26 protein-coding genes are annotated in these 24,799 nt (G+C 35.0%); 11 read left to right on the forward strand and 15 right to left on the reverse strand.

Translation table 11 applies throughout. The annotated features are described in order from the left end of the window. Window positions 1-221: 221 nt before the first annotated feature. Window positions 222-707: a divergent PAP2 family protein gene (locus tag H9636_RS18090; RefSeq protein ID WP_191708951.1), complete on the reverse strand. Its 486-nt coding sequence runs from the start codon at window positions 705-707 to the stop codon at window positions 222-224. A gap of 138 nt (window positions 708-845) precedes the next feature. Between H9636_RS18090 and H9636_RS18095 the strand changes: the two genes are divergently transcribed. After that, window positions 846-2,354: a leucyl aminopeptidase gene (locus H9636_RS18095; protein WP_191708952.1), complete on the forward strand. Its 1,509-nt coding sequence runs from the start codon at window positions 846-848 to the stop codon at window positions 2,352-2,354. A 74-nt stretch (window positions 2,355-2,428) separates the two neighbouring features. Next, a complete protein-coding gene (locus H9636_RS18100; RefSeq protein WP_191708953.1) occupies window positions 2,429-2,629 on the forward strand; it encodes a hypothetical protein in 201 nt (66 codons plus the stop codon). A 47-nt stretch (window positions 2,630-2,676) separates the two neighbouring features. On the opposite strand, the gene mnhG is transcribed toward H9636_RS18100, so the two are convergent. Genes mnhG through H9636_RS18135 form a run of 7 tightly spaced genes read right to left on the reverse strand, consistent with a single transcriptional unit; the run spans window position 2,677 to window position 8,440 of the window. Next, complete coding sequence (gene mnhG / locus H9636_RS18105) at window positions 2,677-3,045, reverse strand: monovalent cation/H(+) antiporter subunit G (protein WP_191708954.1); 369 nt, start codon at window positions 3,043-3,045, stop codon at window positions 2,677-2,679. Then, window positions 3,029-3,310, reverse strand: a complete 282-nt coding sequence (locus H9636_RS18110; RefSeq protein ID WP_191708955.1) for a Na(+)/H(+) antiporter subunit F1 — start codon at window positions 3,308-3,310, stop codon at window positions 3,029-3,031. The genes mnhG and H9636_RS18110 overlap by 17 nt, the downstream gene beginning before the upstream one ends. Next, window positions 3,307-3,786, reverse strand: a complete 480-nt coding sequence (locus tag H9636_RS18115; RefSeq protein WP_191708956.1) for a Na+/H+ antiporter subunit E — start codon at window positions 3,784-3,786, stop codon at window positions 3,307-3,309. The genes H9636_RS18110 and H9636_RS18115 overlap by 4 nt, the downstream gene beginning before the upstream one ends. Beyond that, window positions 3,787-5,277, reverse strand: coding sequence for a Na+/H+ antiporter subunit D (locus H9636_RS18120; RefSeq protein WP_191708957.1), 1,491 nt, complete (start codon window positions 5,275-5,277; stop codon window positions 3,787-3,789). Continuing rightward, a complete protein-coding gene (locus H9636_RS18125) occupies window positions 5,270-5,611 on the reverse strand; it encodes a Na(+)/H(+) antiporter subunit C (protein WP_191708958.1) in 342 nt (113 codons plus the stop codon). The genes H9636_RS18120 and H9636_RS18125 overlap by 8 nt, the downstream gene beginning before the upstream one ends. Then, window positions 5,611-6,033, reverse strand: coding sequence for a Na(+)/H(+) antiporter subunit B (locus H9636_RS18130; RefSeq protein ID WP_191708959.1), 423 nt, complete (start codon window positions 6,031-6,033; stop codon window positions 5,611-5,613). Before H9636_RS18130 ends, H9636_RS18125 begins: the two co-directional genes overlap by 1 nt. Further along, a complete protein-coding gene (locus H9636_RS18135; protein ID WP_191708960.1) occupies window positions 6,020-8,440 on the reverse strand; it encodes a Na+/H+ antiporter subunit A in 2,421 nt (806 codons plus the stop codon). Before H9636_RS18135 ends, H9636_RS18130 begins: the two co-directional genes overlap by 14 nt. A gap of 171 nt (window positions 8,441-8,611) precedes the next feature. Here H9636_RS18135 and H9636_RS18140 point away from each other — a divergent pair, with 171 nt between their 5' ends. Then, entirely contained in the window at window positions 8,612-9,169 is a 558-nt protein-coding gene (locus H9636_RS18140) for a DUF5366 family protein (protein ID WP_191708961.1), read from the forward strand. Window positions 9,170-9,207: 38 nt separating this feature from the next. On the opposite strand, the gene H9636_RS18145 is transcribed toward H9636_RS18140, so the two are convergent. Together H9636_RS18145 and H9636_RS18150 are read right to left on the reverse strand one after the other, a co-directional pair. After that, window positions 9,208-11,058 carry a transglycosylase domain-containing protein gene (locus H9636_RS18145; protein ID WP_191708962.1) on the reverse strand — a complete coding sequence of 617 codons (1,851 nt, stop codon included), beginning with the start codon at window positions 11,056-11,058 and terminating at the stop codon, window positions 9,208-9,210. Between the two features lie 99 nt (window positions 11,059-11,157). Continuing rightward, window positions 11,158-12,375 (reverse strand): MFS transporter, encoded by a 1,218-nt coding sequence (locus H9636_RS18150; RefSeq protein ID WP_191708963.1) that lies wholly within the window; start codon window positions 12,373-12,375, stop codon window positions 11,158-11,160. Window positions 12,376-12,593: 218 nt separating this feature from the next. Here H9636_RS18150 and H9636_RS18155 point away from each other — a divergent pair, with 218 nt between their 5' ends. Beyond that, window positions 12,594-13,181 carry a peptidylprolyl isomerase gene (locus tag H9636_RS18155; protein ID WP_191708964.1) on the forward strand — a complete coding sequence of 196 codons (588 nt, stop codon included), beginning with the start codon at window positions 12,594-12,596 and terminating at the stop codon, window positions 13,179-13,181. Window positions 13,182-13,207: 26 nt separating this feature from the next. Continuing rightward, a complete protein-coding gene (locus H9636_RS18160) occupies window positions 13,208-13,426 on the forward strand; it encodes a hypothetical protein (protein WP_191708965.1) in 219 nt (72 codons plus the stop codon). A gap of 44 nt (window positions 13,427-13,470) precedes the next feature. On the opposite strand, the gene H9636_RS18165 is transcribed toward H9636_RS18160, so the two are convergent. After that, on the reverse strand, window positions 13,471-14,652 hold the full coding sequence (locus H9636_RS18165) for a MalY/PatB family protein (protein ID WP_191708966.1): 1,182 nt from the start codon (window positions 14,650-14,652) through the stop codon (window positions 13,471-13,473). 74 nt (window positions 14,653-14,726) lie between these two features. On the opposite strand from H9636_RS18165, the gene H9636_RS18170 reads away from it, so the two are divergent. Continuing rightward, window positions 14,727-14,987 (forward strand): DUF1871 family protein, encoded by a 261-nt coding sequence (locus H9636_RS18170; RefSeq protein WP_191708967.1) that lies wholly within the window; start codon window positions 14,727-14,729, stop codon window positions 14,985-14,987. Between the two features lie 44 nt (window positions 14,988-15,031). Here the strand turns inward: H9636_RS18170 and H9636_RS18175 are convergent, their stop codons facing one another. Continuing rightward, window positions 15,032-15,241: a helix-turn-helix domain-containing protein gene (locus tag H9636_RS18175; protein ID WP_191708968.1), complete on the reverse strand. Its 210-nt coding sequence runs from the start codon at window positions 15,239-15,241 to the stop codon at window positions 15,032-15,034. Window positions 15,242-15,475: 234 nt separating this feature from the next. Between H9636_RS18175 and yugI the strand changes: the two genes are divergently transcribed. Further along, window positions 15,476-15,847 carry a S1 domain-containing post-transcriptional regulator GSP13 gene (yugI, locus tag H9636_RS18180; protein WP_191708969.1) on the forward strand — a complete coding sequence of 124 codons (372 nt, stop codon included), beginning with the start codon at window positions 15,476-15,478 and terminating at the stop codon, window positions 15,845-15,847. 33 nt (window positions 15,848-15,880) lie between these two features. On the opposite strand, the gene H9636_RS18185 is transcribed toward yugI, so the two are convergent. After that, window positions 15,881-17,167 carry a PAS domain S-box protein gene (locus tag H9636_RS18185; protein ID WP_191708975.1) on the reverse strand — a complete coding sequence of 429 codons (1,287 nt, stop codon included), beginning with the start codon at window positions 17,165-17,167 and terminating at the stop codon, window positions 15,881-15,883. A 191-nt stretch (window positions 17,168-17,358) separates the two neighbouring features. Here H9636_RS18185 and pruA point away from each other — a divergent pair, with 191 nt between their 5' ends. The 3 genes from pruA to H9636_RS18200 all read left to right on the forward strand — a co-directional run bounded on the left by pruA (window position 17,359) and on the right by H9636_RS18200 (window position 21,631). Continuing rightward, on the forward strand, window positions 17,359-18,906 hold the full coding sequence (pruA, locus tag H9636_RS18190) for an L-glutamate gamma-semialdehyde dehydrogenase (RefSeq protein WP_191708970.1): 1,548 nt from the start codon (window positions 17,359-17,361) through the stop codon (window positions 18,904-18,906). A gap of 243 nt (window positions 18,907-19,149) precedes the next feature. Next, window positions 19,150-20,394, forward strand: coding sequence for a Glu/Leu/Phe/Val family dehydrogenase (locus tag H9636_RS18195; RefSeq protein WP_191708971.1), 1,245 nt, complete (start codon window positions 19,150-19,152; stop codon window positions 20,392-20,394). A 73-nt stretch (window positions 20,395-20,467) separates the two neighbouring features. Further along, window positions 20,468-21,631 (forward strand): iron-containing alcohol dehydrogenase, encoded by a 1,164-nt coding sequence (locus H9636_RS18200; protein WP_191708972.1) that lies wholly within the window; start codon window positions 20,468-20,470, stop codon window positions 21,629-21,631. Between the two features lie 49 nt (window positions 21,632-21,680). Here H9636_RS18200 and H9636_RS18205 read toward each other — a convergent pair whose 3' ends face one another. Both H9636_RS18205 and H9636_RS18210 read right to left on the reverse strand, forming a co-directional pair. Further along, entirely contained in the window at window positions 21,681-22,691 is a 1,011-nt protein-coding gene (locus H9636_RS18205; RefSeq protein WP_191708973.1) for a cation diffusion facilitator family transporter, read from the reverse strand. Between the two features lie 13 nt (window positions 22,692-22,704). Next, window positions 22,705-23,430 (reverse strand): MgtC/SapB family protein, encoded by a 726-nt coding sequence (locus tag H9636_RS18210; RefSeq protein ID WP_225230328.1) that lies wholly within the window; start codon window positions 23,428-23,430, stop codon window positions 22,705-22,707. Between the two features lie 109 nt (window positions 23,431-23,539). On the opposite strand from H9636_RS18210, the gene H9636_RS18215 reads away from it, so the two are divergent. Next, entirely contained in the window at window positions 23,540-24,442 is a 903-nt protein-coding gene (locus H9636_RS18215; RefSeq protein WP_191708974.1) for a DMT family transporter, read from the forward strand. Window positions 24,443-24,799 lie beyond the last annotated feature (357 nt).

Below are 24,799 nucleotides of genomic sequence, written 5' to 3' on the forward strand. Positions count from 1 at the left end.
TCAGAAACTATTACTTTTATTTTAAAAGAAAAAAGACTGTAGGCAAACTCGAAATTTCGAGTTTGTCTACAGTCTGAGACTGGCTCCATATGAGCCAGTCTTTTTTTCTTTACGTTTTCCTAAAGTTTATCTACATGAAAATAAGCATATTGAATGGGGTTGTGCTCTATTAACTAGTAAGCATCGGAACTATCGAATACGTTTTTACTCGTTCAGATCCATTAAAGAATGAGTGTATAAAAAATGACCGAAATGAAAATTCCTGTTATAGCTCCAGAAAAGACTTCGCTCGGTTTATGGCCAAGTAATGTTTTTAATTCCTGAATTTTTTCATTTTCATCTTTTTCCGGCCAATGTTTAATTTCACGGAAAAAAACGGCTAATTCATTTCGCATACGGTTAATAATCGCTGCATGTTGCCCAGCTTGATAACGTACACCGCTGGCATCATACATGACGATTCCAGCAAACATCGCAGCTACTGCAAAGGTAGGAGAATCAAGACCTGTTTCAAATCCGACTGCTGTTGCTAAACTCGTTACTGCAGCAGAATGGGAGCTAGGCATACCACCCGTTGAAGTCATTAATGACCAATCTAGTTTTTTAGTGAAAGCAAAATGGATTGGTACTTTTATGAATTGGGCAAATAAAATGGAAAAAACAGATAAAAGTAAAGGGGTATTGTGAAGTAATCCCAAAACAAACATTCCCTACCTTTCTTTTTTGTTTCAAGTATAGCATAACCGAATGATCGCAAATAATTTATAATCAATTCGTAATTCGAAATATTCGATAAATAGATAACTCTTTACTATAATAAAATTATAAATAAAGGGGGATTTCAAATGAAAATTGTTAAAGAACCAAAGACTTTTGAACAAGTAACGACCGAATTATTAATCGTAGGAGTTCAAAAAAATTGTGACCATATTGAAGGATGGAGTGATTTTGTATCATTCTATGGTGAAAACGTTGAAGATTGGATTCGCTCAGGCGATATTCAAACTGATCGAAAGAAAATGACAAAAATTCCTTACATAGGACAAAATGAACATATTAAACGGGTTTTATTCGTTGGTTTAGGTGATACAAAAACTTTAACAGAAAACGAATTAAGAGAAACGTTTGGTTTAGTAGGGAAAGAGTTGAAATCTTTAAAGGCGAGTGAATATACAATTTGGTTAGAATCTTTTACTGCAAGCCCGATTGACGAGCAAACGATTGCGTATCTTTTTGCTGAAGGAACTGGTCTAGGATTCTATCAAGTTCCTCACTATAAAACATCGTCAAATGAAGTAGATGTTTATATGGATGCGGTTCATTTTGTGACAAAGGCAGATATCGATGAAATTGCTGCAAGTTTCGAAGTAGGTAAAATTTATGCGGAAGCTGTAAATGAAGCACGTAATTTAGTGAATTTACCTCCAAACTTATTAACGGCAACAGAACTAGCGAATTATGCAGAAAAATTAGCGAAACAATATGATTTTGAAATTGAAATTTTAACGAAGAAAGAATTAGAAGAATTAGGGATGGGCGGTATTCTAAGTGTTAATAAAGGCTCTGTAGAGGAACCACGCCTTATTACGATTAAATATCAAGCAACTGAAAAATGGGAGGATGCGATAGGTTTAGTCGGTAAAGGAGTAACGTACGATACTGGCGGCTATTCCATTAAGACGAAAACAGGTATGGTTGGTATGAAAGGTGATATGGGAGGAGCAGCAGCCGTTTTAGGTGCAATGAAAATTATCGGTGAATCCCGTCCAAACAAAAATGTCGTTGCTGTGATCGGTTCTACCGACAATATGATTTCAGGTGAAGCATTTAAACCAGATGACGTCATTACAACTTATAGTGGGAAAACTGTAGAAGTATTAAATACAGATGCTGAAGGACGTCTAGTGTTAGCTGATGCAGTGACTTATGCGAAGCAACAAGGTGCCACTTCTTTGATTGATGTTGCGACATTAACAGGTGGTGTTATTACAGCATTAGGTTATGATAAAACAGGTTCTTTAACAAATAACGAAGAATTCTTCGATGCTTTTATCGAGGCAAGTATTGAAACTGGCGAATTTGTATGGGGAATGCCACTTACAGAGAGAGATAAAAAGCGTATCCGTAAATCGGATATTGCAGATTTAAATAATTCACCTGGTAGTGATGGTCATATGATTTTTGGTGGTGGATTTGTAGGAGAATTTGTAGGGGATACGCCTTGGATTCATTTAGATATTGCTGGTACATCTGATGCTTCTTCATCATATGATTTAGGGCCAAAAGGCGGAACTGGTGTAATGGTTAGAACATTAGCAACCTTTGTTGAAAGATTAGGCGAACAAAACAACTAATTGCGAATGGGCATATCCCTTAGGTACCCTCTCTTTTTTAACATATGTTACTAAAGAGAAGGAGGTAGAAAGTCGTGACAAATTTTTATGGTGGCTATGGTGGATTTAATCAATTTGGTTATCCTTTTCTAGGTGGTTTTTTAGGTGGATTATTAGGTAATGTTATCTATCCTGGGAGATATCCTTATTTTGGTAGGCCTTATTATCCTTATCCACCTTATCCATTTTTCCCATATCCTTACCCACATAGACGCAGACCTTATAGAGGATATTAAAAAAGAAGCGCGATATTACCGCGCTTCTTTTTCTTTTAATAAGATAATTACTTTATATTTTGTTCTTTTTTCATTCGTTCAATTTCATCTTTTAAGTCATCTCTCACTGTTCCAGACCACGGCTTGATACCGGCAATGTACGAAGAGCGACTCATAATATGTCCTCCAACAGGGCCTGTTATAAAAAGGAATAACACACCTAACAGGATGGACGGATTGAAATGATCTTTAATTAACCAAAAGTGTAAAAATACACCGATTAAAATACACATAACACCGAGGGTCGAACTTTTAGACGCTGCGTGTGTTCGTGTGTAAAGGTCTGGCAAGCGAAATAAACCGATAGCTGATACAACGATAAATACTAGACCTGCTACTATAAAGAAGATGATTAAACTATTAGCGAGAATTGTCACGGGTAATAATATCTCCTTTCTCTATAAATTTAGAGAAGGCAATCGTTCCGATGAAAGATAATATCGCCAATAATAATATTATCTCTAAAAAGAAACTTGTATCGAATACGACGGAAAAGAGTCCAACTAAACAAATAAGTGCCACACCTATAGCATCCAATGCGACAACTCGGTCAGATGGATTTGGGCCTTTTACAAGACGATAGAGAAGGGCGACGATGGATAAAACGACGACGATCGTTGCTCCCCAAAAAAAGTATGTCATGAACGGCTCACCTCCAAAATAGCTTTTTCAAAAGAATATTTAATAGAATCAATCGTTTCATCTATATCATTACTATCTATCACATGGATAAACAATGATTTAGCATCATCGGATACATGGACAACCACAGTTCCTGGAGTTAAAGTGATTAAACTTGATAATAGAGTAATCTCCCAATCTTCCGTTAGCTGTGTATCGTACTTAAAAATTGCTGGTTTTATATCGAGCTTCGGTTTAATTACAAGTGTTAATACGGAAACATTCGCTAAAATTAATTCTTTAATAAATAAAACAATCAATTTAATAACGGCCCACACTCGATCTATATATAGTCTAGTTTTAAAGAATTTTCGCAATGCAATAATCACTAATAGGCCTAATAAATAACCAATGATAAACCGTGATAATGAATAGTTAGAGGATAAAAACATCCATAAAAAAGCTAAAAATAAATTTAGTAAAATTTGAAAGGACATTTATTCTCCTCCTTTCATAACCGCATCAATATAAATGGAAGGGTCCATTAAAACATTTGCTGCTTGTTTAATAAATGGAGTTAACCATTCTGTACCAATCCCGTAGAAAATGGAAACGACCACTAGCAACATGGTAGGGAAAAATAGCCGGTTATATTTCTTTTTCTCAACATTAGTGGCAAGTTGTCCTTGTTCTCCCCAGAAGGCATAAATGAAAATACGCATAACAGATAAGAGAACAACAATACTAGAAGCTAAGATGAAAACGCTAGTCCATATATTCCCCGCCTCAAATCCACCTTGGACGATAAGTAATTTTCCAATAAAGCCACTTAAAGGAGGAACACCAGCTAACCCTAGGGCTGCAATTAAGTAAAACCATCCTAATGCTGGGTATGTCTTCATAAGTCCACCCATTTTTCGCAAATTAGTTGTACCCGTTACATAAATGACGATACCAATGAGCATAAATAAAGCTGCTTTAATAACCATGTCATGGATTAAATAGAACATAGCTCCTTCTAAACCAGCTTCATTCATTTGTGCTACACCAAATAAAATGACCCCAACAGCAATTACAATGTTATATATGATAATTTGTTTCACATCGAAGTGGGCAAGGGCACCAATACACCCAGCAACGATTGTCAGAATCGACAGTATTAATAGTAATTCATGGGTGAAAGCAACTTCTTGTGTGAAAAATAACGTATATGTACGGGTAATAGCATATACACCGACTTTTGTAAGCAATGCACCAAATAAAGCCAACACAGGAACTGGCGGTGCAGAATATGCTCCAGGTAACCAAAAGTAAAGTGGGAAAATCGCTGCTTTCATACCGAATACTAATAAAAATAGTATAGCGATGACGGTTAAAATTCCTGGCTGATTAATTTCAGTGATTTTCTGGGAAATATCCGCCATATTAAGCGTCCCTACTACTGAATAAAGAAAAGCAACGGTTATAACAAAGAATGCAGATGAAATGACATTCACTAGTATGTATTTAATCGATTCTCGCAACTGTGCCTTTTCTCCACCTAGGACGATTAAGAGATAGGAAGCCATTAATAACACTTCAAAAAATACAAAGAGGTTGAAAATATCCCCTGTTGTAAAAGCACCATTGACACCCACTATGATAAACATGACAGCTGGGTAATAGAAAAATTGTTCGCGTTCCTTTTTAATAGATTCAAACCCATACCAGACGATAAAGAAAGTTAAAATTAACGTTGTTAGTACGAGTAAGGCAGAAACCATATCGGATACCATTGTAATTCCGAAAGGTGCTGGCCAATTACCAAGAGTAACAATTTGTGGACCATTTTCATACACATTGGCGACTAAACCGAATGCACAAAGGATGGAAATAACAAGTCCTAATAAAGTTGTAATTCGTTGATAAGCTATTTTCTTTTGACCAAACATTAATAACATACCGAAGAAAAAGGGAATGATAATTGGTAATAAAAGAAAGTTATTCATTGTCTTCACTTCCTTTCATTAACGTCATGTCATCCGTTTTAATTTCTTGATATGCACGATAAGCAAGAACTAAAAAGAATGCTGTTACGCCAAAGCTAATAACAATCGCTGTTAAAATTAACGCTTGTGGAAGCGGATCAACATAATCCGTTACCCCATCACTTAATACAGGCGGTGCACTCCCTTTAAAACTACCCATAGTTAAAATTAGTAAATGTGCACCATGACTAAGTAAACCTGTTCCAATAATAATGCGTAGAAGACTTTTAGATAGTATTAAGTAAATGGCGGCCATAAATAGGAAGCCGCATACAAAAGCCATCACTATTTCCATTATTCATCCTCCCCAATCGTTTGAATAATGGTCATCGTCACACCAACAACAACCAAATATACTCCTAAATCAAACAATGCTGCTGTATGAAGAGAAGTTTTCCCTAATATAGGCAAATTAAAATAATCAAAGAAATGTGTGAAAAATGGTTTATCAACAAACATGGAGAAGGCAGCTGTGCCTAACGAAATGATTAATCCACAAGCAACTAAATAAATATAATTAATCGGTAAAATCGATTGAACCGTCTTTAAGTCAAAGGCAATAATTAGTAGAACAATCGCACTTGCTGTTACTAATCCTCCTACAAACCCCCCACCAGGTGTATAATGTCCAGCGAAGAATATATGAACAGCGTAGAAGAAAATAATGAAAAAGACGATTTTCGCAGTAAACTGCATAATGACATCATTTGTTTTCATAGTTTTTCTCCTTTCTGCTCAATCTCAATTTAATCATTCCATAAATTGCCATACCGGCAATACCTAGAACGGTAATTTCGAATAATGTATCGAATCCACGATAGTCTACTAAAATAACGTTTACAATATTTCCACCGCCTGCAAGCGAATATACAGTCTCTTTATAGTATTCAGCGATGGATGGGATGAACTTTTGTGAATGGGCTGATAAGGCGACAAGCGTTACCATGGCACCCACTGCAACTGATACAAATGCTCTACTAAATCTAAACCGAGTTCTTTCTTCTTCTTTTTTTAATTTCGGTAAGTGGTAGAACGCCAAAAGGAATAATGCGACAGAAATTGTTTCAATAACGAGTTGTGTTAAGGCTAAATCTGGCGCATTAAACACAACAAAGAATAAAGAAACTGTATATCCAACCGCTCCTAATGCAACGATGGAAGTAATCCTTGATTTGGCGAAAACCGTTGTAATTGTACCTATTACTAAAACAATAATTAAAATAATTTGGTACACATGAATCGTCGATGCTTCTTCAAAAGATATTTTAAAGCCATCTTTGATAAATAAAGTCCCAATGACGATAATAGCCATACTGCTTAGCATAAAGCTTAAATATCGACGAATGGATCCAGTCATATATAAAGCGGAGAAACGGCCAATCCACTGGTCACATAAATCATAAATAATAAAATCGTATAAATGATTTAGCGTTAATTTAGCAGGGAATGCATTGTACATTTTTTGCCATTTGGAAAGGCATAAGAACATTAATAATCCAAGGATTATGACACCAACCGTCATCCATAATTCTGGTGAATGAATTCCGTGCCAAGCAGTTATATGGATATTAACTTCCTCAGGGCTGCTATATAAATATGGTTGAATTGCCATAACGGCTGGTTTTACAAATGTATCCGCTACTAAATTTGGAATAAAGAATATCGTAATCACTAATGCCGCTAGAATAAGTGGAGATATTAACATACCCATTGGTGCCTCATGAGGTTTCTTAGGCAATTGATCGACTTTCAGTTTTCCTGTAAAGGTTCTAAAGACAAAATAGAAACTATAAATAAAAGTGAATACACTTGCGATCCAAGCAATAATAGGGAACAATATGCTCCATGTTGAGAAATTAAACAAATCAAACTGAGTGATTGATAATATAGCTTTAAAGAACATTTCTTTACTCAAGAAGCCGTTGAAAGGTGGCAAACCGGCCATTGAGAAGCTTCCGATGAGTGCAATGGTGAAACTAATCGGCATTAAGCCCATTAATCCACCAAGTTTTCGGATATCCCGTGTACCTGTTTCATGATCCACAATTCCAGCAATCATGAACAAACTACCTTTAAATGTAGCATGGTTAATTAAATGGAAAATTGCTGCAAAGGCTGCATATTTAAATACAGTATCTTCAGCACCATTCACATGATAACTAATGGCCCCTACACCTAAAAGGGACATAATAAGTCCAAGCTGACTAACTGTTGAGAAAGCAAGAATTCCCTTTAAGTCGGTTTGTTTCACCGCAAAGAAAGAACCCCAGAACAAAGTGAGTAATCCAATTCCAGCCACTAACCAAATCCATACTTCGGATTGGGCGAATATTGGTGTAAATCTCGCGACAAGATAAATCCCCGCTTTAACCATTGTAGCAGAGTGTAAGTAAGCACTAACTGGTGTTGGCGCTTCCATCGCGTCTGGCAACCAAATATAAAATGGAAATTGGGCAGATTTCGTAAATGCCCCGAGTAAGATCAATACAAGTGCAACTAAGAAAAGGTCGTTCGTTGCTAACTCTGGTGCTTGGCTAATTAATTCTCGAATCGAAAATGTATCGCCCATGATGGAAAGTAAAACAAATCCACCAAGCATTAGCATGCCGCCTGCAACCGTTATCATCATGGATTTTAAAGCACCAAATCTTGACTTATCTCGATTGTACCAATAGCCGATTAATAAAAAGGAAGAAATCGAAGTTAACTCCCAGAATAAATAAAGGGTAATGGTATTATCTGATTGAACGACTCCTAACATGGCAGACATAAACATTAGTAAATAAATATAAAAATTATGTAACTGCTCTTTTGTACGATTTAAATAAAAAATCGAATACAATACGACAAGGGCGCCAATTCCTGAAATAAGGATTGAAAATAATAGACTTAACCCATCTAGATAAGATACAAAGGAAATTCCAAGGGATGGTATCCAATCGAGTTCGGATATAACCGAGTCACCATCAACGATAATTGGAACATAGGTTGCATAAAAGGTTACTAAAAAAACAGGAACAATTAAGACAAACCAACCAGTATGTATGGAACGTACTTTCTTAAAAAAGAAAGGCATAAAAAGGGCGGCTAGTATCGGTATAAAAATACAAAATACTTGAAACAAAATAATCCTCCTTTCAAAAAATAAAACTTGAAAAATATAAGTAATTCACGAATTATTAATATTGTAACATCTAAAAGTAAAGATTTCATCACGCTCATGAAACATGTACTTGATAATATTCAGTAATTTTCGATAATATATAGAATAGATTAAAGGATCGAGGATATAAAAATGAAGAACCCATACATATACGGATATTTACCACTGTTTTCTATTATTCTTTTTAGTTTAACCTTTGGCATTTACATGGTAGGACAATCAATCGACTTGTTAGAATCTATTGGTGTATATGCAGGAATGCGTGAATTTTTAACGGATTTTGAATTGCGTATTTTCCTATTAATTGCATTTACCTTATGTTTTTTTATGCTCTTTTCCGCATTAAAACTAATTGGTGAAACGATCCACGAAGTAGGAATGCTTCTTTTTTCAAAAAATAGCAATGGAGAAATGATCAGTGTCGCAAGAGGGGGCTATGTTATTTTCTTCTTTGGTGCCCTTTCTACAGTTTTAGGGGTACAATCGTTTACGATATTGCTTATTTTATTTACGTTAACAATTTTAAGCTATTTTATTTTTAATATTTATAAAATGAGTCAATTTCTTACTTTGTCAGGTACAATTGGTCTCATCATCTTTGAAATTATTATTTGGACGATTTTACTAACTCTTATTTTATATGTTGGATTAAAATTATATAATGGCTTACTAGCAAGTTTACCTTTTTAATGAAAAAGGAGGGACCAAAACGTTAGGTCCCTCTTTTTTTAATTCATAATCGTATTAAAAATTTTGAAATGGATTTTATCGTCTTGTAATGATTGCATGGATTTTGGATTATCGTAACCAATCCAAACAGCTGTTGTATATCGATCTGTTAATCCTGCTAACCAAAAGTCTTTATAGTCATTTGTTGTGCCGGTTTTGGCGCCGATGTAAGAAGAATTGGATGTGATTCCTTTTCCAGTCCCACTTGTTACAACATCCTTTAATAAAGAACGAATATAAGTGACGGTTTTGTTTGACCAAATCGTTTCTCTTTCAGTAGGCCAACTATAAAGAACATTCCCCTCTAAATCGCTCACTTGGCGTATACTTCTCGCTTTTGCATACGTGCCATCGATAAAACTTGTATATGCATCTGCCATTTCAAGAGTTGTTACTCCATAAGATAACCCACCTAATCCCGCAGCATAGGATTTATCTTCTGGTACGAGCGATTCAAAGTGAAACTTTTCAATATATTGAAAGGCTGTATTTAAACCAATTGTATCTAACAGTTGTAGCGCGGATGTATTATAACTATATTTAAAGGCAGTTGAAATCGAAACGTTCCCATGTAACTTCCCATCATAGTTTTCAGGACAAAAATCCCCAACACAATATTTTCCACCGCTAACGATGGAATTTGGTGTATAGTTCGTTGTTTCAAAAAGAGGTGCATAAACGACTAATGGTTTAATGGAGGAACCAGGTTGGCGGACTCCTTGATAGGCCCGATGGAAATCAAATTTTTTATAATCTTTTCCTGCATAAAGACTAACAATTTCCCTCGTTTGGTTGTCTATAACTACTGCGCTTCCTTGTAAGCTACCATTTCCTAAAATTTTATTAATAGCTCGTTCATCTTGTAATTGCTTTTTCGAATCGAGAGCTGTATGAATGACAATCCCCGATTGAAGCAATTGATTTAGTTTTTCGTCAATTTGCTCGTTAATTTTTGCCTTTTCATCTTCAGTTTTAGCCTCAGCAAGCAATTGATCAAAGCCTTCATTCGTTGAAATCAAACTTTTTAATTCAGCTAAAACATACGTACTATAGGCAGGGTTTTTTTGAATTTTTTCCTTCTTATTTAAAACAATTTTTTCTTGTTTATATGTAGTAGCCTCTTCCTTAGAAATCACATGATTGCTGGCTAAAATATCAAGCAATCGTTCTTGCCGCTTTTTTGTATTTTCAAAATGGTTCAATGGATTATATAAAGAAGGGTTGTTTGGAATCGCCGCGATAAACGCCATTTCAGCGATAGAGAGTTCTGCTAAAGGCTTTTGAAAATAATAACTACTCGCTGCGCCAATGCCATATACTTGGTTACCAAAAAACATCTCATTTAAATACATTTCGAAAATTTCATCTTTATCATATTGCTGTTCGAGCTCATAGGCATAAAAAAGCTCAGTAATTTTGCGAGAATAGGTTTTTTCCTCTGATAAGTAACGCAATCGCACTAGCTGTTGCGTTATTGTACTACCACCTTGTTCCATGGAGTCTTGGGAGGAATTGACCACAACTGCTCTTGTAATGGCTCCTAAATTGAATCCAACATGGTTATAAAACTCTTTATCCTCACTTAATAAATAGATTTGTTTAATGATTTCGGGTACTTCCTTTAATGGAATAGGTTGTCTCCACTCAGTGTATTCCTCATTAAAAACTAATCCATTTCGGTCAACCATTGTTACTGGTAATTGCTTTTCAATGGTAGGGAGCTTAATTTGGCTTTCGATTTGCTCCTGATGGGTTTGGGCTACTGATATTTCATCTGTTATTTCGTTCACAAGTAGTAAAAGAAGAGAGAAACAACAAAATGTAATGATATAGCCAACTACTTGTTTCATATAATTCGTCCTCCCCAAATATTTCCTAACAGAAGAATATCATATATTCAAAAAGAAAAGGAGGGGATTCTAGTAGATTCCCCTCCGAAATGATCGAAACTATACGTGGCTTTTTAGTAAATCTTCTAAATATTTTTTTGGATATCTTTGTATAAAAATGACGACTAAAGCAGCTATGAAAAATAGAAAGCCAGTAGAATAAAACACAGTGGAGATGGTAGCTAGTCCGCTTATAAAACCGCCTAATACCGGACCAATGACATTTCCTAAAAATCGGAAGCTTTGGTTGTAGCCCATAATTTCTCCTTGCACTGCAATTGGTGATTCTCGGCGAATGATTGCCGTTGTAATTGGAATAAGACCACCGGAGAAGATTCCTAGCAAAAATCTCAGTACAATTAATTGCCAAAGGGATGTTACAAAAGCTTGTGGAACAATACAAAGTACACTCACTAATAGCAGTACTTTCAATACCTTTTCATAACCAATTGAATCACCTAACCGACCGAAAAAACGTCCGATTAAAATATTTCCGACACCTGCAGCACTAAATGTAATACCAGATAAAAGAGCTACTTGTTCGGATGTGGTTAAATGGGAAACGTATAGAGACAATAATGGTTGGATACTAAAATTTCCTATTTGAATTAAAGCTGTTACGAACATAATGCTTAATATAAGTGGATGGTGGAAAATCGCCCATAGAATATTCTTTCTTGAATAAAGGTTGCTTTTTTCTTTTCGAATAATTTCAGGCTCATGAATGCCAAAAATGATTATAATGGCAGCAATCGTAATGGCGATGGAAGTGAAAATAAACGTATAATTAAAGCCAACTGCATCCGCTAAAGTACCACCGATTACCGGTCCAAATAAAGAACCGCCAACGCTACCAATTTGTAGTGTACCTAGGGTTTTGCCAGCAATATTTTTCGGTGTATGTTTACTAATGAAGGCGGTGGAAGTAGGGATAAATCCGGTAACTAATCCCATAATAATTCGTAAAATAAAAAATTGAATTACGTTCGTAACGTAACCCATTAAAAAGATGCTAAGGGCAATACCAAAGCAGTTCATAATCATTATCGGTTTATAACCGTACTTATCCGCAATACGTCCCCAAATTGGAGACATAATAAAGGCGGTTATAAAAGTTGCACCAAATATTAACCCAGCCCATTTTTGCACATAACTCTCTGAAAAATCTCCAAAGGTGTTTATATAGAGAGATAAAAAGGGCATAATCATTGTCATAGATCCTGCAACGATGAAATTGGAAATTAAAATAATGATAAAATTATGTTTTCGATTCGACATATCGTTCACTTTCTTTCTAACTATTCTTCATCATATGTTTCTTAAAATAGATGTTTTGTCAAGTATAACGAATTTCAAAAGACGAAGAAAGGGCGAAAAGTATATTAGCGGAAAATTTAAACGTTCTATGATAAACTGTACGAGGTATTAAATGTTTTTAATTTATATAAAGAAATACCCAAATTCAATCTATTTTATAGTAAAAGGAGAGACTTTCCATGTTTCCACAATTAACGAAAGAATTAAATCCAGGTGAAGTTTTAGTTGAGATGAATACTACTTTAGGTTCAATTAAAATAAAATTATTCCCTGAACATGCACCAAAAACAGTTGAAAACTTTTTAGGACATGCAAAATCTGGTTACTATAACGGTATTATTTTCCACCGAGTGATTTCGGACTTTATGATTCAAGGTGGAGACCCAACAGGAACAGGTATGGGCGGCGAATCAATATGGGGCAACTCTTTCGAAGATGAATTTAATGAACAATTATTCAACTTACGTGGTGCCCTTTCAATGGCTAATGCAGGTCCAAATACAAATGGTTCCCAATTCTTTATCGTACAAATGCAACATACACCAAACAATATGATCCAACAAATGGAGCAAGCTGGTTATCCAAAAGAAGTAATCGAAGCATACGCTAACGTAGGTGGAACACCTTGGTTAGATTTCAAACATACTGTATTTGGCCATGTTGTTGAAGGAATGGACGTTGTTGACAAAATTGCGAACGTTGACAAAGATATGCGCGACAAACCTCTTGAAGATGTTAAAATTGAATCGATTACTGTAGTCGAATAATACAATGAAAGAAGTGTGACAACAAAATGGATCGATTCGTTATCCTAGGATTTTTATATTTCCCAGAGGATAAAACTTCATACATCCCTGCCGCAATTGAAATGATATTTTTAGTTATCCTATGTTTTTTAGCTTTTATGTGGTTTAAACGTTTGTCCAAAAAGCAAGAACAAAAAACAAAGGAATTGGAACAAAGAATTTTAAGTGAACGACAACAAAATATACAATCAAAAGTAGATAAGTAATGAAAAAGGGCAACCGTTGTTTGGTTGCCCTTTTGTTTTGAACTTTATACTAATGCTTTTTTAAACCGTTCTACTCCATCTTTTACAGTTTCCATAGAACAAGCGACGTTCATTCGTAAATAACCTCTACCTGCTTCGCTATATTTTGTACCTGGTTCGATTGCTAATTTACCTTTTTCAAGAAGGCGATGCATCATTTCACTTTCCGTTAATCCAGTTTCACGATAGTCAATCCAGATTAGGTAAGTGGATTGTGGTTTTGCAACTTTTATACCTTCGATTTTATTTAACTCTTCCACCACATAATCCATATTGTTCGACACATAGGAAATCATTGCATCAACCCACTCGTCGCCCTTTTCATATGCTGCTTGTACAGCTGCTGCAGCCAGTAAGTTTAAATCGTCTCGACCATGGGCTTCCTTATCTTTCATAAGCTTTGCACGTAATTCTTTATTCGGACAAACCATAATTGCTGCATGAATGCCAGCGATATTAAATGTTTTCGTTGGAGCGATACAAGTAATTATTTTTGCTTTATCTGCATCTTTTACAGTTAATGTAGGGGTGTGTTGATATCCATCAAAAACAATATCTGCATGGATTTCATCTGAAATAAGTAATACATCATATTGAATACATAGTTGCACAAGTTTCTCTAAATCTTCTTTAGACCAAACAACACCACCTGGGTTATGTGGACTACAAAGAATATAAGCTTTAACTCCTAATTTAAACTGCTCTTCAAGGCTAACAAAATCATAATGAAAAGTATGGTCAACCACGTCTAACTTACATTCAACAACTTCAAGCTTTTGAACTTTTGGGATGTTAAAAAATGGAGGATAAACGGGTGTAGAAATACAAATTTTATCCCCTGGCTTTGTAAAAGTTTCAAGAATTGAAGCAAGGGCAGGAACAACCCCTTGATGGAACATAAGTGAATTTGTATCAATATACCAATTGTGACGACGCTCAAACCAACCTTGTATTGCCTTTTTACATTCATCACTTACATAGGAATATCCAAATATAGGATGGTCTAGTCGTGCTTTAATAGCATCTGAGATTACTTGAGGGATAGCAAAGTCCATATCTGCAACCCACATTGGTAATATGTCGGAAGCATCTTCCACATTATAATTTAGTTTTAAACGTTCCTTAAATTGGTCCCACTTTAGACTGTTCGTATTTTTACGATCATAGAGCTCATCAAAATTAAACAAAGTTATCACTCATTTCTTTTTTTAATTATGTATTATATAATAGCATAGTAAATAGTAAATTTAGGGTGAAAACTTTGGAAAATATATTAATGAACAAATCAGCCATTGAATTATTAAAGCAATGGGATCCATTTCATATTGGTGTAGACAACTATGACACTGAAGCAGCAGATGTTGTCGCTGCCCTTCAAGGAATTGATGACCCTAGTAAACTAGCGAAAATAATTCAAACGGTATATGAGCATTCCTTTGAGCAATGGATACCTTTTGAAAAATGCGTCGAGATATCTTATAAACTTATCGCGATTAAATTTGAAGCGAAATGTATCGTATAAACAGAAAAAGGACTTCCTTTATTTTTGAAAGGAAATCCTTTTTTTTATGCTTGCATGCCGTCTGTTAAATTTGAAGCAGGAACTTCTAATACTGTTGAAAGTTTTAAAATGGTTTGTACTGAAGGAATAAGTTCTCCTTTTTCATAAAGTGCTAATTTTTCAACGCCAACTTGAGTTAATTTCGATAATTCATCAAGGGTTAAATTTCGTTCTTCACGTAAAAATTTTAATTGTTCATGAAATTTTTGTTTCACTTCAAAGCACTTCCTTTCCAATTTAATTGGTATTATATATTATAATTATTTTTTCTTCTAAATTATGAGAATATTTTGTCTGAAATATGAAATTTACAATAGGTTCATCCTTTTTTAAAATTTTCTTGAAAAAATTAATATTGGCCGGAGTTAGGGAGATTCTTTGTTCCCTCTTTATACATATGTTATAATTTAACATGACATTTACGTAGATAAAGAAAGTAGGACTGCTTTATGGCAAAAAAATACGAAGTAGGTGAAGTAGTAACCGGTAAGGTAACTGGAATTCAACCTTACGGGGCGTTTGTTGCACTAGATGAACAAACACAAGGTCTCGTTCATATTTCTGAAATAACATATGGGTATGTAAAGGACGTTGCAGATTTTTTAAAAGTAGGAGAAGCAATCCAAGTTAAAATTTTGGATATTGACGAGAACTCAGAAAAGATAAGTTTATCCACTCGTGCATTACAAGAAGCCCCTCCTCAAAAAAAGAAGGAACAACCTAGAAAATCTCTACAAGATCGGGTAGATGAAAATGATGCAAATGGTTTTAAATCGTTAAAGGAAAAGTTACAGCATTGGATTGAACAATCAGGACAATAAGAAAGACAGAGGGAAGTTAGGATTCCCTCTGTCTTATTTTTTTAGCTTTCTAAGGCGATACTGTAAATTTTGTCTGCTCATACCTAAGGCGTTAGCTGTCTTCGTAATATTGCCTTCATACATATTTAAAACGTTTTGCAAATAATAGTTCTCCGCTTCCCTTAAGTAATCGTCAAGTGGCAATAGTTTTTTATTCGAATGAACAATAAAAAAATCGGGTTTTCGCGTTTTATCGTCCAATTGCTGTACTTTAAAACGAAAATGTAATGGTAACATTTCATAAGTAACTATTTTTTCGTTCGTAATCATAGAAGCGATTTCATCTAATAGTAATTCAAGTTCTTTTAAATTACCTGGCCAATCATATTGTTGGAATAGTTCCATGACGTCAGGGGATAATCCTACGATATTAGAAGCGAATCGCTCCCGATGTCGACTAAAATAGTCATCGACAAACGGTTTAATATCCTCCCTCCGTGAACTTAGAGGAGGAATATAAATGGTCATAGATGCAAAATAATAATAAAGGTCTTTTAATAATTGACCGTCGCTAATTAAATCGATGGGGTCGTCTCCGATACTACCGATAAACATATGCTTTTCGGATGATAAATTATCTAATAGACTGAGCAATTGCTTTTGCATAGGGATGGATAAAAATTCAATTCGTTCAAAGAAAAAAGTATAAGTTTTATCATGCATTAAATAGTTTTCTAATTTTTCATAGACCGATTGCTCGGTTCGTCTACTAAATAAAGTGATAAATTCGTCATTTGGTGGGGTTAATTCATAATGGATACTTTCCGCAATTAAATCTTTACCGGTACCAGATTCGCCAATAAGTAATACGGGAATTCTAGCATGGGAAGCTTTTTTCGCGTTTTCGATAACGGATTTCATTTGTTCAGAGATGGCTGTTATCATTTCGAACGTTAACGGCTCACCGTAACGTCTTAAAGGTTGGTATACAAGTTTTTCTAAAGAAGTAATGTCCCTGGCGAATTCAATAGCGCCAATAATCTCTCCATTATCTATTAGTGGGTATGTATCGTTAATTGTTGTAATCTCGTGCCCATCCTTATTCCAATAAGTTTGTTTTACATTCATTTCTTTTATGCCAGTTTGAAGAACACGAAGTAATGTACTTTCATTTTGTCGAAAAGCAAACAATTCGAAAATGGAACGATCCGAAACATCTTCTATATCAAAACCTTCAATTTCTTTCATTTTATTATTATATATAATCGTATGTCCGCTTTGATCTACCGCATGAATTCCTACAGAAACGTGTTCGATAGCGGATTCATAAAATTTTATCATCTGGTTAAGTTTCTCATCCAATGGGATTCACCTCAAAAAATTTGATTTTTATAAAAATTATAACTTGAAATACGCAATAATCTTTTGCATTATTATATATAGAAATATGAATTTAGTGCAAATATTTTTTGCACTTATGAATTTCTAGCTAATCACGCACTCTAATTGTAACTAATAAAGGAGGATTTTTCATGATTCCGTACAAATCTGAGCCATTAACTGATTTTACTATTGAAGCAAATCGCCAAGCTTATTTAGAAGCTTTGAAAAAAGTGGAAAGTGAACTTGGACAAGATTATCCGTTAATTATTGGTGGAGAAAGAGTTACAACTGAACAAAAAATTACATCATATAACCCTGCAAATAAAACAGAAGTAGTAGGAACTGTTTCAAAAGCAAATCAAGAATTAGCTGAAAAAGCAATGCAAGTGGCTGATTCTACTTTTAATACTTGGAAAAAGGTAGATCCAGTAGTTCGTGCTGAAGTATTATTTAAAGCTGCGGCTATCGTTCGTCGTCGTAAATACGAACTTTGTGCTTGGTTAACAAAAGAAGCTGGTAAACCATGGGCACAAGCTGATGGTGACATTGCGGAAGGCATTGATTTCTTAGAGTACTATGGTCGTCAAATGCTAGCTATTAAAGATGGTCATCCGTTAAATGAAAATCCAGGACAAATTAATAAATATAGTTATATTCCATTAGGTGTTGGTGTTGTTATCTCTCCTTGGAATTTCCCATTTGCAATCATGGCAGGTACAACAATTGCGGCTGCTGTAACTGGTAATACTGTTCTTTTAAAACCAGCTTCTACAACGCCAGTAATTGCTTATAAATTCATGGAAATCCTTGAAGAAGCAGGTATGCCAGCAGGAGTTGTGAACTACATTCCAGGTTCAGGTGCTGAAGTAGGGGATTACTTAGTAGATCACCCACGTACTCGTTTCATCAGTTTCACAGGTTCTCGTGATGTAGGTTTACGTATTAACCAACGTGCGTCTGTATTAAATGAAGGGCAAATTTGGATTAAACGTGTGATCGCTGAAATGGGTGGTAAAGATACAATTGTAGTCGATGATGATGCAGATCTAGAATTAGCTGCACAATCGATTGTAACAAGTGCATTCGGCTTTAGCGGTCAAAAATGTTCAGCATGTTCACGTGCAGTCATCGTTGGTGATCAAGCTTACGAAACAGTATTAAACCGTGTCGTGGAGTTAACGAATGAATTAATCGTTGGCGATCCATCTAACGAAGATACTTTCGTAGGTCCTGTTAATGATGCAGGTGCATTTAAGAAAATTTCTGAATACATTGAGATCGGAAAAGGGGAAGGCCGTTTAGTAGCTGGAGGAAACTATGATGATTCGAAAGGTTACTTCATTCACCCAACAGTATTTAGTGAAGTAGATCCTCAAGCTCGTATTATGCAAGAAGAAATTTTTGGTCCAGTTCTTGGACTGACAAAAGCGAAAGACTTTGATGAAGCGATTGATATTGCGAACAATACTGTTTATGGTTTAACGGGTGCAGTTATTTCGAATAATCGTTTCCACTTAGAAAAAGCTCGTGAAGATTTCCACGTAGGTAACCTTTACTTTAACCGTGGATGTACAGCTGCTACTGTTGGTTACCAACCATTCGGTGGTTTCAATATGTCAGGTACAGACTCAAAAGCAGGTGGCCCAGACTATTTACAACTTCACATGCAAGCAAAAACGGTTTCGGAAACTCTTTAATTTGTTTATTAACTTAAAAAGCAGACGTATTGGCGTCTGCTTTTTTTAACATCCGATAGTCATTTTTAAAATTTAACCTCATATTCTTGTGAAAAATGCTTTTAAATTAATAATAATTATCCCATATTTAATAAAAAAGAAATGATTATAAAATGTATATATATTCATAAACAAATAACAATTAAAGTATGTTACAATGTTTGCGATATAAAATCATTATAATTACTAAAGAGGCGAATCTAGATGGCTGAAAATTTAAATCTTTTTACTTCAACACAAGATGTAATTAAGGAAGCGTTAAACAAGCTGGGTTATGAAGAATCAATGTATGAGCTTTTAAAAGAACCACTTCGTATGTTACGTGTTCGTATTCCAGTGAAAATGGATGACGGAACGACTAAAGTCTTTACAGCTTACCGTGCACAACATAATGATGCTGTTGGACCAACAAAAGGCGGCGTACGTTTCCATCCAATGGTTAGTGAAGATGAAGTGAAGGCACTTTCAATGTGGATGACGTTAAAATGTGGAATTGTCGATCTACCTTACGGTGGGGGTAAAGGCGGTATCATTTGTGATCCACGTCAAATGTCAATGGGTGAACTTGAACGTTTAAGCCGTGGGTATGTACGTGCGATTTCACAAATTGTAGGACCAACGAAAGATATTCCTGCTCCAGACGTATTTACAAATGCACAAATTATGGCATGGATGATGGATGAATACAGTCGAATGGATGAATTTAACTCACCTGGTTTCATTACAGGTAAACCAATCGTTCTTGGTGGTTCACAAGGACGCGATCGTGCGACAGCTGAAGGGGTTACCATCGTTATTCAAGAAGCTGCCAAAAAACGTGGTATTGATATTAAAGATGCACGAATTGTTATCCAAGGTTTTGGTAATGCGGGTAGTTTCTTAGCGAAGTTTATGAGTGATTTAGGGGCAAAAGTAATCGGTATTTCTGATGCCTATGGTGCATTACATGATCCAAATGGTTTGGATATTGATTATTTATTAGATCGTCGTGATAGTTTTGGAACGGTTACAACTTTATTTGAAAATACAATTACAAATCAGGAATTGTTAGAACTTGATTGTGATATTTTAGTTCCTGCAGCCATTGAAAACCAAATTACTGCAGATAATGCTCATGATATTAAAGCGAGTATTGTAGTAGAAGCTGCAAATGGACCTACGACAGCTGAAGCAACAAAAATTTTAACTGAGCGCGGTATTTTATTAGTACCAGACGTATTAGCGTCAGCTGGTGGTGTTACAGTTTCTTACTTTGAATGGGTTCAAAATAACCAAGGTTACTATTGGACAGCAGAGGAAGTAAGTGAAAAATTACACAGAAAAATGGTAGAAGCATTTGAAAATGTTTATACTACTGCAACAACTCGTAATATCAACATGCGTTTAGCAGCGTATATGGTTGGTGTTCGTCGTACTGCTGAAGCGTCTCGCTTCCGTGGATGGGTATAATCGTATAAAATGGGCTATGTAAAGATATAATCTTTACATAGCTTTTTTATATTTTAATAAAGGGGAGTCTACTTTGAATAATTTTACATTCTACAATCCCGTACGTCTGCATTTTGGTAAGGGTCAAATCGAACAACTAAAACAGGAATTACCTCAATATGGCCATAACGTTCTCGTTGTATATGGTGGAGGAAGCATTAAGAAAAATGGTTTATATGATGAAGTAATGACCATTTTAAATGATTTGAACATGAATGTTTTTGAAATTAGTGGTGTGGAACCTAATCCTCGAGTCGAAACAGCACGTAAAGGAATCGAAATTTGTAAAAAAGAATCCGTTGATTTTGTTCTAGCTGTTGGTGGCGGGTCAGTAATTGATTGTTCCAAATTAATCGCTGCTGGCGCAAAAGTTGATGAAGACGCATGGAACATTGTTATAAAGAAAACGAAAGTAGTGGACGCTCTACCTTTAGGTACCATTTTAACACTTGCAGCAACTGGTTCAGAAATGAATTCTGGTTCTGTTATCTCAAATGAAGAAACACAAGAAAAATACGGATGGGGTCATCCATTAGTGTTTCCTAAATTCTCCATTTTAGATCCTACTTATACGTTCTCTGTGCCGAAAAATCATACAGTTTACGGTATGGTCGATATTATGTCTCATGTATTTGAACAATACTTCCATGATGCAACAAATACACCTATTACCGATGAAATGTGTGAAGGGGTATTAAGAACTGTCATTAACACTGCTCCAAAATTAATCGAAGACCTCGAAAATTATGAGTTGCGTGAAACAATTTTATTAGCAGGAACAATTGGGTTAAATGGATTCCTTTCAATTGGTTCCCGCGGAGATTGGGCAACACATAATATTGAGCACTCTGTATCTGCAGTGTACGATATTCCTCATGGTGGTGGCTTAGCAATTATTTTCCCGAACTGGATGCGACATAACGTTTCTGTTAACCCAGAACGATTTGCAGGTTTAGCCACACGAGTATTTAATGTAAATCCAGAAGGGAAGTCAACAGAAGAAGTGGCATTAGAAGGAATCGAACGTTTAAGAGCATTTTGGACATCTATCGGTGCTCCAAGTCGCCTTGCTGACTACAATATTGATGATTCCCAATTAGAAGTTCTAGTCGAAAAGTCGATGGTGAATGGTCCATTCGGTAGATTTAAAACATTACAAGCAGAAGATGTACGAGCTATATTAGAAATGTCATTATAAAAGAAAAACCCTTGCAACTGAACTTTTAAGTAGCAAGGGTTTTATTGTTTTATTTAGAATTATCTTTTGTTGCGTTAGTATTATTGATTTTCTTTTCTTGTAAATGATGCTTCCATTCGGTAATCCCGTCTTCTTCGTCGAAGGAGATAGTTACTTTCGACACCCCTTTTTGACTCATAATTAATTCAACTAAATGGTCTCGCACATCGTCTAAATATGCTAACGATTTGTTTGGATCTGTTTCTGCAACAAGATCAACGTGCAAAAATTCTCCTTCTTTAATTACTTCAAGTCTTTTAATATCTGTTACATTTGGGTCTTCCATAACGAGGTTTCCAATATGAACAAACATTTCTTCATCTGTTTCACCGATTGCTCCACGAGCATTATCTAAAAATACACGACCCACAACATAGAACATCATCGCACCGATAATCATTGACACAATGCCTTCTAATGCGTGGAAACCAGTATAATAAGCTATTACAATTGCTAGGAAGGCAAGTACATTCCCGCTAGTAGCAACCGCATCTTCCATCCAGACAAGTTTTGTTGCGGGCTTAGCTCGTTTTAAATAAGCTGCAGATTTTGGGACAGCCAATAATCCGGTATGTTCTTGACCAACTTCGTGTAATACCTCTTTTGCTGCTTTATGAAGTACAACTCCTTCTAAAATTATACCGATTAATAAAACCCCTAATGCGATTAATATTCCTTCGGAGTTTTCAGCGGGATGTCTAAAGTGATGCCATCCTTCTTTGATTGTTTCATAAGAAAGGATTGCCACGATTAGTACTGCGCCTAAACAAACTAAATTAACAACACGGCCAAAACCATTCGGAAATTGTTTAGTTGGCGCTTTTTTAGAAAGGGCGGAACCAACAAAAACGAAAAATTGGTTTGCCGCATCACCTAATGAGTGCATCATTTCGGCAAACATCGCAACATTCCCTGTGAAAAAATAAGCAACACCTTTTATAATTCCTAAAAATAAGTTAACAAATGCTGCAACAAGAGATGGTTTATTACCACCCTTTAATAATTTGAAAAATTCACCCATTACGTTACCTCCATTATCCTAGATTTTCTAATTCAATTTTTTGTACATATGGTAATGAATGCAATGTATGATAGATATAAAGTGTCTCAGTCTTAAATAAAGTTGAAAAACGAATATCTACTTCGTATAAAAAAAGTTCTGTAGATACCGGTATATCTTTTATACGGATATTATCTATATACATCTCATTTTCCTTCATAAAGTTAAGAAGATGTTGAATGTTATCTTCTTCAGTTAACCTTACTTTTAAGACATGTTCTTTCATACGCAATCTTTTAGGTCCAATTTTTAATAAGAAAGGAGCAATAAGTTCAATACCAATAACAACAATGACTACTGTTGCTAATGCTTCTATATAAAAGCCAGCACCAACAGCAATTCCAATCCCAGCTGCACCCCATATCATTGCGGCTGTTGTTAAACCGGTAATACTATCATTACCCTTACGTAAAATCACACCTGCACCTAAAAAACCAATACCGCTGACGATTTGTGCTGCAAGGCGAAGGGGGTCCATTGTAATATTAATATCGTCACGAGCAGGTGTACTATATGCAGTTTCAATTGAAATTATCGTTAATAAACAGCTAAAAGTAGCAATAACTAAACTGGTTTTTAAGCCAACCGGTTTCTTTTTTAATTCCCTTTCGATTCCAATTATTAAACTTAAAATTGCAGCGATTAAAAGCTTTACAATAATCTCATAAGAGAAAGGTTCATTTAAAAATAGAATGCCCAATAATGATCCTCCTTTTTCTTGTTGATTACATTGGTTATAAATGACAGAATATGAATGAGTGTCTTATTTTATTAATATAGCAAAATTTATCCAAGGAGGTTATCTAAATTTGGAAAAACCTAAAATTCATCCGTACATACCGATTTTAATCGGAGTCATTTCAATTTCATTATCTGCAATTTTTGTTAAGTTAGCAGAAGCTGATGCAGGAGTCATTGCTTTTTATCGAATGTTATTTTCCATATTAATAATGAGTCCGTTGTTTTTTTATAAATACATAAAGGAAATAAAAATTTTAACGAGAAGAGATTGGATTTTTTCTTCAATCGCAGGAATTTTTTTAGCTTTTCACTTTATTTTATGGTTTGAGTCGCTAAACTACACTTCTGTAGCAAGTTCCACAGTGTTGGTGACTTTACAACCTTTATTCGCTTTCATTGGTACATATCTCTTTTTTAAAGAAAGGTTATCAATTAAGACTATTATTTCAGGAGCGATAGCTATTGTCGGAAGTGTTTTAATTAGTTGGGGAGATTTTCGTGTGAGTGGAAGTGCTCTTTATGGTGATATGTTAGCTTTAATTGCTTGTGGACTTATAACGGGTTATTTATTATTTGGCCAAGATGTTAGAAAACGAATTTCTTTAATTACTTATACGATGGTAGTGTACTCTATAAGTACAATCTGTTTATTCTTTTATGTATTAATAAAAGGAGAATCCTTCGGCCCTTATCCATCGATGACGTGGGTTTGGTTTTTATTATTAGCAATCATTCCAAATTTATTAGGACATACGTTATTTAATTGGGCTGTGAAATGGGTAAGTACTAATGTTATTTCAGTAGCGGTATTATTTGAACCAATTGGAGCAGCAATTTTAGCTTACTTTATTTTTTTAGAGAACTTAATGACTACTCAGATAGTTGGAGGATTAATTGTAATTGCGGGTATTCTCCTATTCGTTCTTGATATAAAAATATTAAAAAGTTTTTTTAAAAAAGTGCTTGATTAGTTTTTGATATTATAGTATATTATTACTTGTCCTTAACGACGTGAATGTTTTGAATAAATATTTCAAAATAATTATTGACTGATAGTGAAGGACGAGTTATAATATAAAAGTTACCGTTTGAAGTTGAGTAAAATTATATTTGAAATAACATTTTTAAAGTGTTATAATATAAAAGTTGCTTACTTAAATTGTAACGACATGAACCTTGAAAACTGAACAACAAAACGTTAATGAAACAGTTTCAACTTAATGGTTGAAACAAAATTTTGGACATCAAAATTGATGCCAGCAAAAATTTGAGCTTTATCAAATTTTCTTTTATGGAGAGTTTGATCCTGGCTCAGGACGAACGCTGGC

It is taken from the genome of Ureibacillus galli, assembly GCF_014836845.1.
In the GTDB taxonomy this organism is placed as follows: domain Bacteria; phylum Bacillota; class Bacilli; order Bacillales_A; family Planococcaceae; genus Ureibacillus; species Ureibacillus galli.

Excerpts from the sequence above, each read along its gene's own strand:
- H9636_RS18090 (WP_191708951.1), bottom strand. The coding sequence starts at position 707 with ATGTTTGTTTTGGGATTACTTCACAATACCCCTTTACTTTTATCTGTT.
- H9636_RS18095 (WP_191708952.1), top strand. The coding sequence starts at position 846 with ATGAAAATTGTTAAAGAACCAAAGACTTTTGAACAAGTAACGACCGAA.
- H9636_RS18110 (WP_191708955.1), bottom strand. The coding sequence starts at position 3,310 with ATGACATACTTTTTTTGGGGAGCAACGATCGTCGTCGTTTTATCCATC.
- H9636_RS18115 (WP_191708956.1), bottom strand. The coding sequence starts at position 3,786 with ATGTCCTTTCAAATTTTACTAAATTTATTTTTAGCTTTTTTATGGATG.
- H9636_RS18120 (WP_191708957.1), bottom strand. The coding sequence starts at position 5,277 with ATGAATAACTTTCTTTTATTACCAATTATCATTCCCTTTTTCTTCGGT.
- H9636_RS18125 (WP_191708958.1), bottom strand. The coding sequence starts at position 5,611 with ATGGAAATAGTGATGGCTTTTGTATGCGGCTTCCTATTTATGGCCGCC.
- H9636_RS18130 (WP_191708959.1), bottom strand. The coding sequence starts at position 6,033 with ATGAAAACAAATGATGTCATTATGCAGTTTACTGCGAAAATCGTCTTT.
- H9636_RS18140 (WP_191708961.1), top strand. The coding sequence starts at position 8,612 with ATGAAGAACCCATACATATACGGATATTTACCACTGTTTTCTATTATT.
- H9636_RS18145 (WP_191708962.1), bottom strand. The coding sequence starts at position 11,058 with ATGAAACAAGTAGTTGGCTATATCATTACATTTTGTTGTTTCTCTCTT.
- H9636_RS18150 (WP_191708963.1), bottom strand. The coding sequence starts at position 12,375 with ATGTCGAATCGAAAACATAATTTTATCATTATTTTAATTTCCAATTTC.
- H9636_RS18155 (WP_191708964.1), top strand. The coding sequence starts at position 12,594 with ATGTTTCCACAATTAACGAAAGAATTAAATCCAGGTGAAGTTTTAGTT.
- H9636_RS18160 (WP_191708965.1), top strand. The coding sequence starts at position 13,208 with ATGGATCGATTCGTTATCCTAGGATTTTTATATTTCCCAGAGGATAAA.
- yugI (WP_191708969.1), top strand. The coding sequence starts at position 15,476 with ATGGCAAAAAAATACGAAGTAGGTGAAGTAGTAACCGGTAAGGTAACT.
- H9636_RS18185 (WP_191708975.1), bottom strand. The coding sequence starts at position 17,167 with ATGATAAAATTTTATGAATCCGCTATCGAACACGTTTCTGTAGGAATT.
- pruA (WP_191708970.1), top strand. The coding sequence starts at position 17,359 with ATGATTCCGTACAAATCTGAGCCATTAACTGATTTTACTATTGAAGCA.
- H9636_RS18195 (WP_191708971.1), top strand. The coding sequence starts at position 19,150 with ATGGCTGAAAATTTAAATCTTTTTACTTCAACACAAGATGTAATTAAG.
- H9636_RS18205 (WP_191708973.1), bottom strand. The coding sequence starts at position 22,691 with ATGGGTGAATTTTTCAAATTATTAAAGGGTGGTAATAAACCATCTCTT.